At 64.0% G+C, this 13,440-nt stretch carries 18 protein-coding genes; 10 read left to right on the top strand and 8 right to left on the bottom strand.

Features of this window, described 5'->3' with window-relative positions; translation table 11 throughout:
* Positions 1 to 28: 28 nt before the first annotated feature.
* The 5 genes from K3F44_RS16825 to K3F44_RS16805 all read right to left on the bottom strand — a co-directional run bounded on the left by K3F44_RS16825 (position 29) and on the right by K3F44_RS16805 (position 3,910).
* Positions 29 to 712: an OmpW family outer membrane protein gene (locus tag K3F44_RS16825; RefSeq protein ID WP_101322316.1), complete on the bottom strand. Its 684-nt coding sequence runs from the start codon at positions 710 to 712 to the stop codon at positions 29 to 31.
* 106 nt (positions 713 to 818) lie between these two features.
* Positions 819 to 1,319, bottom strand: a complete 501-nt coding sequence (locus K3F44_RS16820; protein WP_409077650.1) for a DUF3299 domain-containing protein — start codon at positions 1,317 to 1,319, stop codon at positions 819 to 821.
* Between the two features lie 51 nt (positions 1,320 to 1,370).
* Positions 1,371 to 2,636 carry an ABC transporter permease gene (locus K3F44_RS16815; protein ID WP_220632631.1) on the bottom strand — a complete coding sequence of 422 codons (1,266 nt, stop codon included), beginning with the start codon at positions 2,634 to 2,636 and terminating at the stop codon, positions 1,371 to 1,373.
* Positions 2,636 to 3,346: an ATP-binding cassette domain-containing protein gene (locus K3F44_RS16810; RefSeq protein WP_101322314.1), complete on the bottom strand. Its 711-nt coding sequence runs from the start codon at positions 3,344 to 3,346 to the stop codon at positions 2,636 to 2,638. Before K3F44_RS16810 ends, K3F44_RS16815 begins: the two co-directional genes overlap by 1 nt.
* A complete protein-coding gene (locus K3F44_RS16805; RefSeq protein ID WP_220632630.1) occupies positions 3,347 to 3,910 on the bottom strand; it encodes a DUF2796 domain-containing protein in 564 nt (187 codons plus the stop codon).
* A 132-nt stretch (positions 3,911 to 4,042) separates the two neighbouring features.
* Between K3F44_RS16805 and K3F44_RS16800 the strand changes: the two genes are divergently transcribed.
* Entirely contained in the window at positions 4,043 to 4,381 is a 339-nt protein-coding gene (locus K3F44_RS16800) for a hypothetical protein (RefSeq protein ID WP_101323121.1), read from the top strand.
* A gap of 171 nt (positions 4,382 to 4,552) precedes the next feature.
* Here K3F44_RS16800 and trxA read toward each other — a convergent pair whose 3' ends face one another.
* Genes trxA through K3F44_RS16785 form a run of 3 tightly spaced genes read right to left on the bottom strand, consistent with a single transcriptional unit; the run spans position 4,553 to position 6,584 of the window.
* A complete protein-coding gene (gene trxA / locus K3F44_RS16795) occupies positions 4,553 to 5,440 on the bottom strand; it encodes a thioredoxin (protein ID WP_101322312.1) in 888 nt (295 codons plus the stop codon).
* 31 nt (positions 5,441 to 5,471) lie between these two features.
* Entirely contained in the window at positions 5,472 to 6,131 is a 660-nt protein-coding gene (locus K3F44_RS16790; protein WP_101322311.1) for a methyltransferase, read from the bottom strand.
* The gene (locus K3F44_RS16785; protein WP_103435141.1) at positions 6,132 to 6,584 is read right to left on the bottom strand and encodes a YbaY family lipoprotein; all 453 of its coding nucleotides are present in this window, start codon (positions 6,582 to 6,584) and stop codon (positions 6,132 to 6,134) included.
* Positions 6,585 to 6,689: 105 nt separating this feature from the next.
* Between K3F44_RS16785 and nrdR the strand changes: the two genes are divergently transcribed.
* From nrdR to K3F44_RS16740, 9 genes are all read left to right on the top strand, one after another.
* Positions 6,690 to 7,154 (top strand): transcriptional regulator NrdR, encoded by a 465-nt coding sequence (gene nrdR, locus K3F44_RS16780; protein ID WP_101323120.1) that lies wholly within the window; start codon positions 6,690 to 6,692, stop codon positions 7,152 to 7,154.
* A 2-nt stretch (positions 7,155 to 7,156) separates the two neighbouring features.
* Positions 7,157 to 8,287 (top strand): bifunctional diaminohydroxyphosphoribosylaminopyrimidine deaminase/5-amino-6-(5-phosphoribosylamino)uracil reductase RibD, encoded by a 1,131-nt coding sequence (ribD, locus tag K3F44_RS16775; RefSeq protein ID WP_220632629.1) that lies wholly within the window; start codon positions 7,157 to 7,159, stop codon positions 8,285 to 8,287.
* A gap of 43 nt (positions 8,288 to 8,330) precedes the next feature.
* On the top strand, positions 8,331 to 8,996 hold the full coding sequence (locus tag K3F44_RS16770; protein WP_101322308.1) for a riboflavin synthase: 666 nt from the start codon (positions 8,331 to 8,333) through the stop codon (positions 8,994 to 8,996).
* 18 nt (positions 8,997 to 9,014) lie between these two features.
* A complete protein-coding gene (ribBA, locus tag K3F44_RS16765; protein WP_101322307.1) occupies positions 9,015 to 10,106 on the top strand; it encodes a bifunctional 3,4-dihydroxy-2-butanone-4-phosphate synthase/GTP cyclohydrolase II in 1,092 nt (363 codons plus the stop codon).
* Between the two features lie 90 nt (positions 10,107 to 10,196).
* A complete protein-coding gene (gene ribE / locus K3F44_RS16760) occupies positions 10,197 to 10,673 on the top strand; it encodes a 6,7-dimethyl-8-ribityllumazine synthase (protein ID WP_003255395.1) in 477 nt (158 codons plus the stop codon).
* On the top strand, positions 10,670 to 11,170 hold the full coding sequence (gene nusB / locus K3F44_RS16755) for a transcription antitermination factor NusB (RefSeq protein ID WP_101322306.1): 501 nt from the start codon (positions 10,670 to 10,672) through the stop codon (positions 11,168 to 11,170). Before ribE ends, nusB begins: the two co-directional genes overlap by 4 nt.
* A gap of 18 nt (positions 11,171 to 11,188) precedes the next feature.
* Positions 11,189 to 12,154, top strand: coding sequence for a thiamine-phosphate kinase (gene thiL, locus K3F44_RS16750; RefSeq protein ID WP_220632628.1), 966 nt, complete (start codon positions 11,189 to 11,191; stop codon positions 12,152 to 12,154).
* Entirely contained in the window at positions 12,151 to 12,654 is a 504-nt protein-coding gene (locus tag K3F44_RS16745) for a phosphatidylglycerophosphatase A (protein WP_101322304.1), read from the top strand. Before thiL ends, K3F44_RS16745 begins: the two co-directional genes overlap by 4 nt.
* A gap of 14 nt (positions 12,655 to 12,668) precedes the next feature.
* A complete protein-coding gene (locus K3F44_RS16740; RefSeq protein ID WP_188036747.1) occupies positions 12,669 to 13,418 on the top strand; it encodes an ABC transporter substrate-binding protein in 750 nt (249 codons plus the stop codon).
* The last annotated feature ends 22 nt before the right edge of the window (positions 13,419 to 13,440 follow it).

Here is a 13,440-nt window from a genome sequence, read left to right as displayed (position 1 = left end):
TGGCAACGGCTTTGTCATGCAGCAACGATCAGAACTTGTAGCCAATACCGACCATGTACACCCATGGATCGACTTCAACGTCGACCTTGGTCTTGCTGTAGCCCAGTGCGGCAGGGCCGTCGACGGTGGCTTTGGTGTCGATGTCGACGTACCAGACCGAGGCGTTGACCAGCACGTTGTCGGTGATCATGTAGTCCATGCCAACCTGGCCGGCGATGCCGATCGAGTCCTGCATTTTCAAGTTGCTGAAGCCTTGCTGCTTGCGCGCGCTGCTCAGGTCTTCATCGAAGAACAGGGTGTAGTTGATGCCCACGCCTACGTACGGCTGGAACTTGGAGGCTGGGTCCATCGGGAAGTACTGCAGCGACAGGGTCGGTGGCAGTTGCTTGATGTCGGCCAGCTTGCCATCCAGGCCGCCGCCCAGGCCCTTGACGCCAACGGTGTGCTGGAACGGCGTGGCCGCCAGCAGCTCGACGCCGATGTGATCGCTGAGCATGTAAGCGAAGGTCAGGCCCAGCTGCGTGTCGCTGGTCAGGGTTGCCTTGGTGCCGGCTACCTTGTTGCCGTCGAAGCGCAAGTCGCCGCTGCTTTCGTTGGGCGCGGTGGTGATGGCGCCGGCGCGGACAATGAAATCACCCGGCTGGTGAGCGTGGGCAGCAGGCGCAACGAGGGCCAGGGCGACGAGCGAGGCGCCGAGCAAGGACTTGTTCATGGAAGCTCCGAAAGGACATTGGTAATCAATGGCCTAATGGTACGGAGGCGCTTAAACCAAATGTTTGACCCAGCTCAACGAAGCGCGGCATAGCCGTCCTGCGGGCTTATTTCAGTTCGTAGGCGTAGATTTTTTCGGCTTCCATCTGGTATCCGGCGTCAGCCAGCTCGCTGCTGCTGGCTTTGACCTGCATACGCCCTTCGATCCAGTACGGTTGGTACAGGTCTTCGACGCGTACGCCCATCTCGCTGAAAATATGCACGATCTGATTCGACGGCGGTGGCGGCACGTGAATGCAGGCGCCGTAATACGGCACCAGCAAGAACTCGGTGGTACGGCCTTCTTCACTGACTTCCAGCGGCACGATATAGCCCGGCAGCTTGACCTGCTGATTGTCCAGCGCCTGCACCACCGGAGCATTGGCCGATTGCTGTGGTGCTGGCGGCGCGGACTCGGCCGCCAGCGCGTTGCCGATCTGCGACAGGTCGTGCAGCGGCGCCAGCTGCGGGGCTTGCACTGGCGCGCCTTCGGGGATCAATGCCGGCCAATCCAGCTCGCGCGGCTCAGCCGCCCACACCGGCGAGCTGAAGAGCAGCACCAGTAGCATGAGGCAGCGCGGGAGCTGAGCGCTAAGGCGGGGCAGACGCATGGTAATCACTCACAAATGAATCGACAGACCATCAGCCAATGACTGCCGATAGGCACGCCAGGCCGGCACGCTGCCCATCAGCAACGCTGCGCCGAGGATGATAGCCAGCAGCGTCCATTCATGGCTACTCGGCCAGGCCAGTGGCAGGTACAAACCATAGTTGGCCTGCACGTAGCCCTGAGCCAGAGCGATGCCGGCATACAGCAGGCCAAGCCCGGCGACGATACCGGCTACCGCCAACGCCAGCGCCTCGAGGACCAGCAGGCCGGCGATATGCCAGGGCCGAGCACCCACCGAGCGCAGAATGGCCATCTCCCGGCGGCGCTCGTTGAGGCTGGTCAAAATCGCCGTGAGCATGCCGATCAAGCCGGTCAGCACGACAAACAACGACACCACGAACAGGGCTTGCTCGGCGGTCCCCATCAGGCTCCACAACTCCTGCAGGGCCACGCCCGGGAGAATCGCCAGCAACGGCTCGTTGGCGTACTGATTGATCTCGCGCTGCACGCTGAAAGTGGCGATCTTGTTGTTTAGGCCAAGCATGAAGGCGGTGATCGCAGTCGGTTGCAGGTCCATGCCGCGCGCTTGCTCGGCGCTGATGCGGCCGGCGCCGCGAGCCGGTACGCCGTTGTGCCAGTCGACGTGAATGGCCTCCATGCCGGCCAGGCTGATGTGCAGGGTGCGGTCAACCGGGGTGCCGGTGCGTTTGAGCACGCCGACCACAGTGAACGGTTTGTCATCGTGTTTGACCAGGCTGATCGCCGCTACGCCATGGGCCAGCACCAGCTTGTCGCCGAGTTTGTAGTGCAGTGCCTCGGCGACTTCGGCGCCCAGCACCACGTCGAACGGGTTATCGGCAAACGGCCGGCCCTGGCTGAGTTCCAGGTGCTGGCGCCGGCCGTACTGGTAGTGGCTGAAGTAATCGGTACTGGTGCCCATCACCCGATAGCCGCGATGCGAGTCGCCCAGCGAAATCGGGATCGCCCACTTCACCCGCGGGTCGCTGGCGTAGTGTTGATAGCTGTCCCAGCGGATGTTGTTGGTGGCGTTGCCGATGCGAAACACCGAGTACAGCAGCAGGTTGACCGAGCCCGAGCGGGCGCCGACGATCAGGTCGGTGCCACTGATGGTGCTGGCAAAGCTGGCGCGGGCTTCGGTGCGGACCCGTTCCACGGCCAATAGCAGGCAGACCGACAGGGCAATCGCGAAGGCGGTAAGAAAGGCCGTGAAGCGCCGGTTGGCGAGGCTGGCCAGAGCAAGGCGGAGCAGGTACATCAGGCCTCCCGGGGCGCGGCGGCGCGATTGAGTTCGGCCAGTGACAGGTGTCGATCGAACAGCGGCGCCAGGCTCTGGTCGTGGCTGACGAACAATAGGCTGGAGCCGGCAGCGCGGCATTCGTCGAACAGCAGCCGGATAAAGGCTTCGCGGGTGTCGGCATCGAGCGCCGAGGTTGGCTCGTCGGCGATCACCAACTCCGGCTGGCCGATCAGCGCCCGGGCCGCGGCTACTCGTTGCTGCTGGCCGATCGACAGGCTATCGGCGCGCCGCGCGAGCATTGCCGGGTCAGTCAGGCCCAGGTGCGCGAGCAGTTGCGTGGCGGCCTGATCGACGCTGCCATGGCGCTGGCGGGCACGCTCGGCGCGGCTGGCAGAAAACCGACAAGGCAGTTCGACGTTTTCCCGCACCGACAGAAACGGCAGCAGGTTGAACTGCTGAAAAATGTAGCCGGTGTGATCGACGCGGAAGCGATCGCGCGCGCCCTGGCCCAGCTCGGCCAAGGTCTGACCGAGCAGGCGCACGCTGCCTTGCGCCGGCAGGTTCACACCGCCAAGCAGGCCGAGCAGGGTGGTCTTGCCGCTGCCGCTGGGGCCCTTGAGAAACAGCGCTTCGCCCGCTTCCAGGCGAAACTGCGGGATATCCAGCAGCGGCGCCTGGCCGGGCCAGGCGAACAGCAGATCACGCAGTTCGATCAACGCCTGGCTCATTCAGAACGCGACCGTCGCAGTGGTCGGCGTTGCTTCAAGGCCTTTTTGGCCATTAGGGCCAATCAACTGCACGTTGATCTTCTGCATCGCCGGGTAAGCCTTGAACAGCGGCGCGAGGTCGATGCTGGCGAGTTTGCCGGGGTTGCTGCAGGTAAACTGATAGTGCGCTTCGATATCGCTGTGGGCGTGTTTCTCGGTTTTGCCGGCAGCGGCTGCTGGTGCGTCGAACAGCGGGCTTTGCAGCTCCTGCGCGTCGATGCTACAGCCAGCGTCCTTGGCCAGACCCAACAGCTGCAGCGGCTGCTCCAGTTGCTGGCGTACGCTGGCTACCTTGGCCTTGTCGGCATCGCTGCTGGCGGCGTGTTCAAAGCCCACCAGGTTCATCGCCGGGCTGTCCAGGCCAAGCTCGAGGGTGTTGCCATCCAGTACTACGTCGAGTTTGGCCACGCCGTGTTCATGGGCGCCCAGCGCGGTGTGGTCGTGATCGTGATCATGCTCATCGTGGGCATGCGCCACGGCCAGGGGCAGCAGGGCGAAGGGCAGTGCAAGCAACAGACGGCGCATGGACAACTCCAGAGAGCAGGGCGAATGATTTAGTAATGTTATAACAATTTTTCTAGCGAGTGCCAGCTGCTTGGCGAAGGTTTCATGTCGTGGGAGCATGGGCGCCAGGCAATTGTGAGCGAGGAAGCCAAGGTGAGAATACGAGGAACGATCGGCGAGTGGCCGGTGGACCTGACCATCGAGCTGGAGCCGGCGGAATGGGCGCAGCTTGGGCGTCAGGTGGAGTTGGCTGCGCCGGTGGAAAAGGCAACGCCGGCACCCGCGGTGCGGCAGAACGATGACCAGTGGCAAGCTGCGCGCGAAGCCTTGCGCGTGGCCGGACAGATGACTGGGCCAGAATTACTTGAGCAACTGGAGCAGTTGACCGGCAGCACGGCGGCGGGCAAGCGGCTGCTGGTGCGTTTGCGTCACAGTGCTGAGGTGAGGGTGGAAAGCGCGGGGGATGCGCCTGTTTATCACTGGATCGGTTGAAGCATAGTGGGCCAGCTACGCTGGCCTTTCGCGACACAAGGCCGCTCCTACAGGCGACCGAGTTGCTCATGGCTCACCGCCGGCCTGTAGGAGCGGCCTTGTGTCGCGAAAGGGCCGCGCAGCGGCCCCAGGATCTGTGCGGCCCCGCAGACCGTCGGGCCGATATGCGCCTCAATACATCAAGGCAAACAACTTGCGCCGATACGCGGTAACCAGCGGGTGCTCATTGCCGAGCAGCTCGAACACCTGCAACAGCGCCTTGTGCGGCAATCCGCTTTCATAACCGCGATTACGCTGGAACAGCTTGAGCAACCCATCCAGCGCCGCTTCGTACTGCTGGCGCGCCAACTGCTGAATGCACAGCTGATAAGCGGCTTCGTCGTCCTCAGGGTTCTGCGCCAGACGGCTCTTCAACTCGGCGGCTTCCGGCAGGCTGGCGGCCTGGCGCAAGAAGGTCAGCTGCGCCTTGGCGCCGGCCAACGCTGCCTTGTGCTCGTCGCTCTTGACCGCACCCAGCACGGCCTCAGCTTCACTCAGGTCGCCACGCTCGGCCAGGCAACGGCCGTACAGGATCAACGCCTCGGCATTGCTGTTGTCTTCGCCCAGCAACAGCTTGAGGGTCGCTTCGGCCTCGGCAAAGCGGCTTTCGGCAAACAGCGCCTTGGCTTCTTCCAGTGGCGAGGCAGTCGGCGCGGCAGGCATCTGCACGTGCGGCTCGAGCAGGGCGCGAATCGCCGATTCGGGCTGCGCACCGGCAAAGCCGTCGACCGGCTGACCGTCCTTGAACAGCACCACGGTTGGCAGGCTGCGGATACCGAACTGGGCAACCACCTGCTGCTCGACGTCGCAGTTGATCTTGGCCAGCAACAGCTCGCCCTGATAACCCTCGGCTATCTTGGCCAGCAACGGCATCAGCGCCTTGCATGGCGCACACCACTCGGCCCAGAAATCCACCAGCACCGGTTTGTGGAAGGAGTTCTCGATGACCAACTGCTGAAAGTTGGCGTCGGTAGCATCGAAAATGTACGGCAGGGCGTTGGTATCGGGGGCTTGGCTCATCGCAACTCTCGCAAATCTCTGAATGACACCACTATAAAGGCTCGCGGCTGGCGTGGTACAGGCTGACCCGGCGGAATTCGTGCGGTTCGGCCAGGTCGGGCAGGGTCAAGCCTTCGAGCACGTCCAACTGACGGTACAGCGGGTGGCTGAAATTGCGCACCCGCGAGTCGGCCACCAGCACCTGGCGGCCACGGCTGAGAAACCCATCGAGCAACGGCAGGTTGGCCGGGTCGTACAACACATCAGCCACCAGAATCAGATCGAAGCGGTCGGCCTCGGCAAAAAAATCACTGCTGTAACCGAGCTCGACCTGGTTCAGCGCAGCATTGGCTTGGCACGCAGCCAAGGCCAGCGGATCAAGGTCGCAGGCAACCACCTCGACAGCACCCGCCCGCGCTGCGGCGATCCCGGCAATGCCCGAACCGGCGCCAAAGTCGAGCACGCGCATGCCCTCGACCCACTGTGGATTGGCCGCCAGGTAGCGGGCCATGGCCAGGCCGCTGGCCCAGCAGAAGCTCCAGTACGGCGGCTCATCGAGGATGCGCTGGGTCTCTTCGCGGGTGAATGCGCGGTGCATGTTGTCGGCGTCGAGCAGCCACAGTTTCAGCGCGCACTCCGGCAGCGCAGTGGCAACCAGCTGCGCTTCGCCGATCAGACCGCTGAGCGCATGCTGCAACTGCACTGGCGCCATTTACGGGGCTTTCTCGAAGCGCAGCGGGCCGGTGGCCTGGCTCGTAGCCTGGACGATGCGCTGTGGCGGCAGGTGCATGATCAACTGACCCGAGCGGCTGGCGCGACCGCGCAACTCGACGCGGGCACCGGCCGGGAACGCTTCCGGGTTGAAGCGCAGTTGGTAGGGTAGGTCCTGACCGGTACCGGTCAGGGTGCTGCTGGCCAGCAGCCGCTGCGGGCGATCACGTTCGTCGATCACCAGCAATGCCAGCTCGACCTCGGCACCCGCTGGCACGTCTTGCAGGCTGCCGCTGATTTCCCGTTGATAAGCCGGCAGTGGGCCGAGCGCCGGGGCCTTTTTCACCGTTTTCGGCGCCGGCGTTGCGGGCACCGGTTCGTTTTTAGGTTTATCGCTGCTGCAGGCCGTCATCAGGCCAGCGAGGCAGAGCACGACGAGCGCTCGAAAGTGCATGGAGAAGTCCTTCAGGGGCAGATTTGAGTGGATGGTAACCCCTTTGGCTTGTCTTGCCAGTCGGATGCGCTACCATGGCCCTCCCTTTTTTTGTTGCCTGCCACCATGCACTGTCCCTTTTGCGGTGCCAACGACACCAAGGTCATCGACTCGCGCCTGGTCGCCGAGGGCGAACAAGTGCGTCGCCGGCGCGAATGCGTCGCCTGCGGCGAGCGCTTCACCACCTTCGAAACCGCCGAACTGGTACTGCCGCGGCTGATCAAGCAAGACGGCACCCGCCAGCCATTCGACGAAGACAAGCTGCGAGCCGGCATGCAGCGCGCGCTGGAAAAGCGCCCGGTCAGCGTCGAGCGCCTGGAAGCAGCGCTGGCGCAGATCAAGCACAAGCTGCGCGCCACCGGCGAGCGCGAGGTCAAGTCGCTGGTGGTCGGAGAGCTGGTCATGGAGGCGCTGCGTCAACTCGACGAAGTCGCCTACATCCGGTTTGCCTCGGTCTACCGGCGTTTCCAGGACCTTGACGAATTCCGCGAAGAAATCGACCGCCTGGCGCGCCAGCCGGGCAAAGAGTAAACATGCCCAGCCCGACCGCGATTCTCGACGCCCACTACATGGCCCTGGCCGTGCAACTGGCCCGCAAAGGCCAGTACAGCACCCATCCCAACCCGCGCGTTGGCTGCGTCATCGTGCGTGATGGCGAGGTGGTCGGCGAGGGCTGGCATGTGCGCGCCGGCGAGCCGCACGCCGAAGTGCATGCCCTGCGCCAGGCCGGCGAGCGCGCCCAGGGCGCCTGCGCCTATGTCACCCTTGAACCGTGCAGCCACCACGGGCGCACCCCGCCGTGTGCCGAAGCGCTGGTCAAGGCCGGTGTGGCCCGGGTGGTCGCCGCCATGCAGGACCCTAACCCGCAAGTTGCCGGGCGAGGTCTGCGGCGCCTGGCCGAGGCGGGTATCGAGGTTGTCAGTGGCGTGCTCGAGCAAGAAGCGCGTGCGCTCAATCCCGGCTTCCTGAAACGCATGGAGCACGGCCTGCCGTTCGTCCGCGCCAAGCTGGCGATGAGCCTGGACGGACGCACCGCCATGGCCAGTGGTGAAAGCCAGTGGATTACCGGCCCTGCCGCCCGCGCAGCGGTGCAACGCCTGCGTGCGCGCTCCAGCGTGGTGCTGACCAGCGCCAGCAGTGTGCTGGCCGACAATGCGCGGATGACCGTGCGCGGCGGCGAGCTGGGCCTGGACCCTGATACCACCGCCCTGGCCTTGTCACGGCCACCGCTGCGGGTGCTGATCGACAGCCGCCTGCGCCTGCCGCTGACTGCGCCTTTGTTCCAGGCCGGGCCGGTACTGGTGGTCACCGGCGCCGCCGCTGACCCACGCTATGCCGAGGCCGGCCATGAGCTGCTGCAGTTGCCCGGCGCCGATGGCCGGGTGGATCTGCCAGCCCTGCTCAGCGCCCTGGCGGCGCGTGGGGCCAACGAGATTCTGCTGGAGGCGGGCGCCGGTTTGGTTGGCGCGTTTGCCCAGCTCGGTTTGATCGACGAATACCAATTGTTTGTTGCCGGCACCTTCCTTGGCTCCCGGGCCCGGCCATTGCTGGACTGGCCGTTGGCGAAGATGAGCGAAGCGCCGCGACTGAAAATCACCGAAATGCGCGCGGTGGGCGATGACTGGCGAGTCACAGCCATCCCCCAACCGGCCACCGGCGTATAATGCCCGGCTGGCCCAACGCCGCCCAGTTTCCGAGGAGAACCCAATGTTCACCGGCATCATCGAATCGATCGGCACCATCCGCAGCCTGACCCCCAAGGGCGGTGACGTGCGTGTCTACGTCCAGACCGGCAAGCTCGACCTGGGTGACGTCAAACTGGGCGACAGCATTGCCGTCAATGGCGTCTGCCTGACTGCGGTGGAACTGCCTGGCGACGGCTTCTGGGCTGACGTCAGCCGCGAAACCCTCGACTGCACCGCGTTCAATGATTTGAAAAGCGGCAGCCCGGTCAACCTGGAAAAAGCCCTGACCCCGACCACCCGCCTGGGCGGCCACCTGGTCAGCGGCCACGTCGACGGCGTCGGCGAAATCATCTCGCGCAGCGATAACGCCCGCGCGATCCAGTTCCGCGTGCGCGCACCCAAGGAGCTGGCCAAGTACATTGCCCACAAGGGCTCGATCACCGTCGACGGCACCAGCCTGACGGTCAATGAGGTCGATGGCGCCGAATTCGAGCTGACCATCGTGCCGCATACCCTGTCCGAAACCATCATGGCCGACTACCGCAGCGGGCGTCGGGTGAACCTTGAGGTCGACCTGCTGGCCCGTTACCTGGAGCGTCTGCTGCTGGGTGACAAGGCTGCCGCACCGAGCAAGGGCAGTAGCATCACCGAAAGCTTCCTGGCCGCCAACGGCTACCTGAAATCCTGATCGAGAAGGGGGTGCCGCGTGGCGCTCAACAGTATTGAAGAGCTGGTCGAAGACATCCGCCAAGGCAAGATGGTCATCCTCATGGATGACGAAGACCGCGAGAATGAAGGCGACATCATCATGGCCGCCGAGTGCTGCCAGCCCGAGCACATCAACTTCATGGCCAAGCACGCCCGTGGCCTGATCTGCATGCCGATGAGCCGCGAGCGCTGCGAGACCCTCAAGCTGCCGCTGATGGCGCCACGCAATGGCTCGGGCTTCGGCACCAAGTTCACCGTCTCGATCGAAGCCGCCGAAGGCGTCACCACCGGGATCTCCGCAGCCGACCGTGCGCGCACCGTGCAGGCCGCTGCAGCCAAGGATGCCAAGGCAGACGATATCGTCAGCCCTGGCCACATCTTCCCGCTGATGGCCCAGCCTGGCGGCACCCTGGCCCGCGCTGGCCACACCGAAGCGGCCTGTGACCTGGCGCGCATGGCCGGGTTCGAGCCGAGCGGGGTGATCTGCGAAGTGATGAACGACGACGGCACCATGTCGCGTCGCGCCGAGCTGGAAGTGTTCGCCGCCGAGCACGGCCTGAAGATCGGCACCATCGCCGACCTGATCCACTACCGCATGATCCACGAACGTACCGTTCAGCGGGTCACCGAGCAGCCACTGGACAGCGAACTGGGCCAGTTCAACCTCGTCACCTACCGTGATTCGGTCGAAGGCGATGTGCACATGGCACTGACCCTGGGCAAGATCTGCGCCGAAGAACCGACCCTGGTGCGGGTGCACAACATGGACCCGCTGCGCGACCTCTTGATGGTCAAGCAGCCCGGCCGCTGGAGCCTGCGCGCCGCCATGAGCGCCGTGGCAGAGGCCGGCAGCGGCGTAGTGCTGCTGCTCGGTCACCCGCTCGATGGCGACGTGGTGCTGGCGCATATCCGCGAAAGCGCCGGCGAAACCCAGGTCAAGACGCCGAGCACCTACAGCACGGTTGGCGCCGGTTCGCAGATCCTGCGTGACCTCGGTGTGCGCAAGATGCGCCTGATGAGCTCGCCGATGAAGTTCAATGCGATATCCGGATTCGATCTGGAAGTTGTAGAATACGTGCCCTCTGAGTGACACAGGCGCGCCAATCGCCCTGACGCTCGTGTCCAAACCCTCCTGCAGGCCGCCTAGGGCGGCCTCGCTCTTTAAAATGAGAACACCGCAATGACCCTGAAGACCATCGAAGGTACCTTCATCGCCCCCAAAGGTCGCTATGCTTTGGTGGTTGGCCGCTTCAACAGCTTCGTCGTCGAAAGCCTGGTGAGCGGTGCCGTTGATGCGCTGGTACGCCATGGCGTCAGCGAAAGCGACATCACCATCATCCGTGCTCCTGGCGCCTTCGAAATCCCGCTGGTTGCACAGAAAGTCGCCCAGCAGGGCGCTTACGACGCGATCATCGCCCTGGGCGCCGTGATCCGTGGTGGTACTCCGCACTTCGAATACGTTGCGGGCGAATGCACCAAGGGCCTGGCCCAGGTGTCGATGGAGTTCGGTGTGCCAGTCGCGTTCGGCGTACTGACCGTCGACTCGATCGAGCAGGCCATCGAACGTTCCGGCACCAAAGCCGGCAACAAAGGCGCTGAAGCTGCCCTGTCCGCACTGGAAATGGTCAGCCTGCTGGCGCAGTTGGAGGCCAAGTGATTAGCGACGAAAGCGATCGTTTCAACCCGCGCGATCCAAAACCTGCGGATGCTGGCAAACCATCGAAAAGCGCCAAGCGTCGCGAAGCACGCAAGCTCGCGACCCAGGCGCTGTATCAGTGGCACATGGCCAAGCAATCGCTGAATGAAATCGAGGCGCAGTTCCGCGTCGACAACGATTTCTCCGACATCGACGGCGCTTATTTCCGCGAGATCCTGCACGGGGTTCCGGCGAAGAAAGACGACATCGATGCCGCGCTCAAGCCTTGCCTGGACACCCCGCTGGAAGAGCTCGACCCGGTTGAACTGGCGGTTCTGCGCCTGTCCACCTGGGAGTTCCTGATGCGCGTTGACGTACCTTACCGGGTCGTGATCAACGAAGGCGTCGAACTGGCCAAGATCTTCGGCGCCACCGACGGCCACAAGTTCGTCAACGGTGTACTCGACAAGCTGGCGCCGCAGGTCCGTGAAGCGGAAGTCAAGGCGTTCAAGCGCTGATTGCGGCGCTGACCAGCCATGGGTGAGTTCGAGCTGATCCGTCATTACTTCGCCGCCGCGCCCTGTGCGCAGGGCGGCGAAGGTGTTGCGTTGGGGATCGGCGACGACTGTGCCCTGCTTGACCTGCCGGCTGCCGCGCAGTTGGCAGTGTCTACCGATACCTTGGTCGCCGGCGTGCATTTTCCGCACGCCTGCGACCCCTCGCTACTGGGCCAGCGCTCGCTGGCCGTAGCGGCCAGTGACCTGGCAGCCATGGGTGCCACGCCCGTCGGCTTTACCCTGGCGCTGACCTTGCCCGAGGTCAGCGAACAGTGGCTCAAGGCGTATGCCGAAGGCCTCGATCGCATGGCGCGACATTGCCGCCTGAGCCTGATTGGCGGCGACACCACCCGCGGCCCACTGAGTATCACCATGACTGTGTTTGGCCGGGTTCCGGCCGGGCAGGCCCTGCTGCGCTCGGGCGCGCAGGTGGGTGACTTGCTCTGTGTGGGCGGCGAGCTGGGCAATGCCGCCGGCGCCTTGCCGTTGGTGCTGGGCGAGCGCGAAGCGGCGGTCGAGATCAGTGCGCCGCTGCTGGCCCAGTACTGGTCACCTTCGCCGCAGTTTGCCTTGGGCCAGGCCCTGCGCGGCAAGGCCACCGCGGCGCTGGATATCTCCGATGGCTTGTTGGCCGACTGCGGTCATATCGCCAAGGCATCCCGGCTGGCGCTCGAGGTGAACCTGGCCGAGGTGCCAGTGTCATCTGCTCTAGTGGCTTTTTCAGGGCCAGCGGCAGCCCGCCAGGCGGCGCTGACCGGTGGCGACGATTATGTCCTGGTGTTCACCTTGCCCCCGCAGCAACTGCCCGCGCTGCGCGACGCTGGCCTGGCGGTGCATGTCATCGGCCGGGCAGTGGCTGGCGAAGGCGTGATTTTGCGCGACGAACACGGCCAGGACATCACCCCGCGACAACGCGGCTATCAACATTTTAGGGAGACACCGTGACCGACCACCCCAATCAGGTGCCTGCGGAGTTCGTTCCGCCTTCGGTCTGGCGCAACCCGTGGCACTTCATCGCCTTTGGCTTCGGTTCCGGCACTTTGCCCAAGGCCCCCGGCACCTGGGGCTCGCTGGTGGCGCTGCCGTTCATTCCGCTGTGGCAGATGTTGCCCGACTGGGGCTACTGGCTGCTGCTGGGTATGACCATGCTGTTCGGCTTCTGGCTGTGCGGCAAGGTCGCCACCGACTTGCGCGTTCACGACCATGAAGGCATTGTCTGGGACGAAATGGTCGGCATGTGGATCACCCTCTGGCTGGTGCCGGAGGGTTGGCAGTGGTTGCTGGCCGGGTTCCTCATGTTCCGCTTCTTCGACATCCTCAAGCCGTGGCCGATTCGCTGGATCGACAAACATGTGCATGGTGGATTCGGCATCATGCTCGACGATATCCTCGCCGGTGTGTTCGCCTGGCTGGGCATGCAGGTTCTAGTTTGGGCGGTAGCCTGATACGGGAGTGGCAGATGGGGTTAAGGACGACGGTGCTGCTGTTGCTGATGCTGCTTGGCGGCGCTGTTGCCAACGCCAGCGACAAGCCTCAGTTGGGCCAGATCCATCTGGTCAGTGAAGACTGGCTCGACTACACCAACGCCGACGGCACTGGCCTGGCGTGGGATGTGTTGCGCCAGGTGTTCGAGCCCGCCGGGGTCAAGGTGTCCATCCAGAGCGCGCCTTACAGCCGTGCCATTGGCTTGGTCAAACGTGGCGAGGCGGATGCCTGGGTCGGCTCCTACAAGCAGGAGAGCGACGACAACCTCTACCCGCGCTGGCACTTCGATGTCGATCATATCTATGCGCTGGGCCTGACCAGCAAGCCCGTGCCGACCCCCGCCAATATCGGCGACTATCGCCTGGCCTGGGTGCGCGGCTACGACTACGGCAGTTACTTGCCGAATGTTCATGAGTTCAGGGAAATCCAGCGTCGCGAAGGGATTCTGCCGATGCTCGAGCATAACCGGGTCGACTTCTATGTCGATTCACTCACAGAAGTCGAGTACGTCCAGGCCCAGGCGCCCAAGCCGGACAGCTTTCGCCGCACTCATGTAGCAGAATTGCCGCTCTATCTTGCCTTTGCTCACAATGAGCAAGGCAAGGCGCTGAGTGAGCTGTTTGACCAACGTATGCAGCAACTGGTGCGCAGCGGCGAGCTGGAAGCGGTCTTCAAGAAGTGGAAGCAGCCCTATCCGTTCACTGCCGACAGCCAGCCTCGCTGAGCACATCCTCGCTAAGCATCGA

The sequence above is a fragment of the Pseudomonas sp. S07E 245 genome (genome assembly GCF_019599025.1).
GTDB classification, from domain to species: Bacteria; Pseudomonadota; Gammaproteobacteria; order Pseudomonadales; family Pseudomonadaceae; genus Aquipseudomonas; species Aquipseudomonas shirazensis.
The sequence above is the reverse complement of the archived record's forward strand: the minus strand, read 5'-3'. Positions and strand labels throughout refer to the sequence as shown.

Coding starts and splice junctions, on each gene's coding strand:
- nrdR (WP_101323120.1), top strand. CDS start 6,690: ATGCACTGTCCCTTTTGCGGTGCCAACGACACCAAGGTCATCGACTCG.
- ribE (WP_003255395.1), top strand. CDS start 10,197: ATGACCCTGAAGACCATCGAAGGTACCTTCATCGCCCCCAAAGGTCGC.
- ribD (WP_220632629.1), top strand. CDS start 7,157: ATGCCCAGCCCGACCGCGATTCTCGACGCCCACTACATGGCCCTGGCC.
- K3F44_RS16740 (WP_188036747.1), top strand. CDS start 12,669: ATGGGGTTAAGGACGACGGTGCTGCTGTTGCTGATGCTGCTTGGCGGC.
- K3F44_RS16815 (WP_220632631.1), bottom strand. CDS start 2,636: ATGTACCTGCTCCGCCTTGCTCTGGCCAGCCTCGCCAACCGGCGCTTC.
- thiL (WP_220632628.1), top strand. CDS start 11,189: ATGGGTGAGTTCGAGCTGATCCGTCATTACTTCGCCGCCGCGCCCTGT.
- K3F44_RS16805 (WP_220632630.1), bottom strand. CDS start 3,910: ATGCGCCGTCTGTTGCTTGCACTGCCCTTCGCCCTGCTGCCCCTGGCC.
- K3F44_RS16810 (WP_101322314.1), bottom strand. CDS start 3,346: ATGAGCCAGGCGTTGATCGAACTGCGTGATCTGCTGTTCGCCTGGCCC.
- K3F44_RS16825 (WP_101322316.1), bottom strand. CDS start 712: ATGAACAAGTCCTTGCTCGGCGCCTCGCTCGTCGCCCTGGCCCTCGTT.
- K3F44_RS16790 (WP_101322311.1), bottom strand. CDS start 6,131: ATGGCGCCAGTGCAGTTGCAGCATGCGCTCAGCGGTCTGATCGGCGAA.
- K3F44_RS16820 (WP_409077650.1), bottom strand. CDS start 1,319: ATGCTACTGGTGCTGCTCTTCAGCTCGCCGGTGTGGGCGGCTGAGCCG.
- trxA (WP_101322312.1), bottom strand. CDS start 5,440: ATGAGCCAAGCCCCCGATACCAACGCCCTGCCGTACATTTTCGATGCT.
- K3F44_RS16785 (WP_103435141.1), bottom strand. CDS start 6,584: ATGCACTTTCGAGCGCTCGTCGTGCTCTGCCTCGCTGGCCTGATGACG.
- K3F44_RS16770 (WP_101322308.1), top strand. CDS start 8,331: ATGTTCACCGGCATCATCGAATCGATCGGCACCATCCGCAGCCTGACC.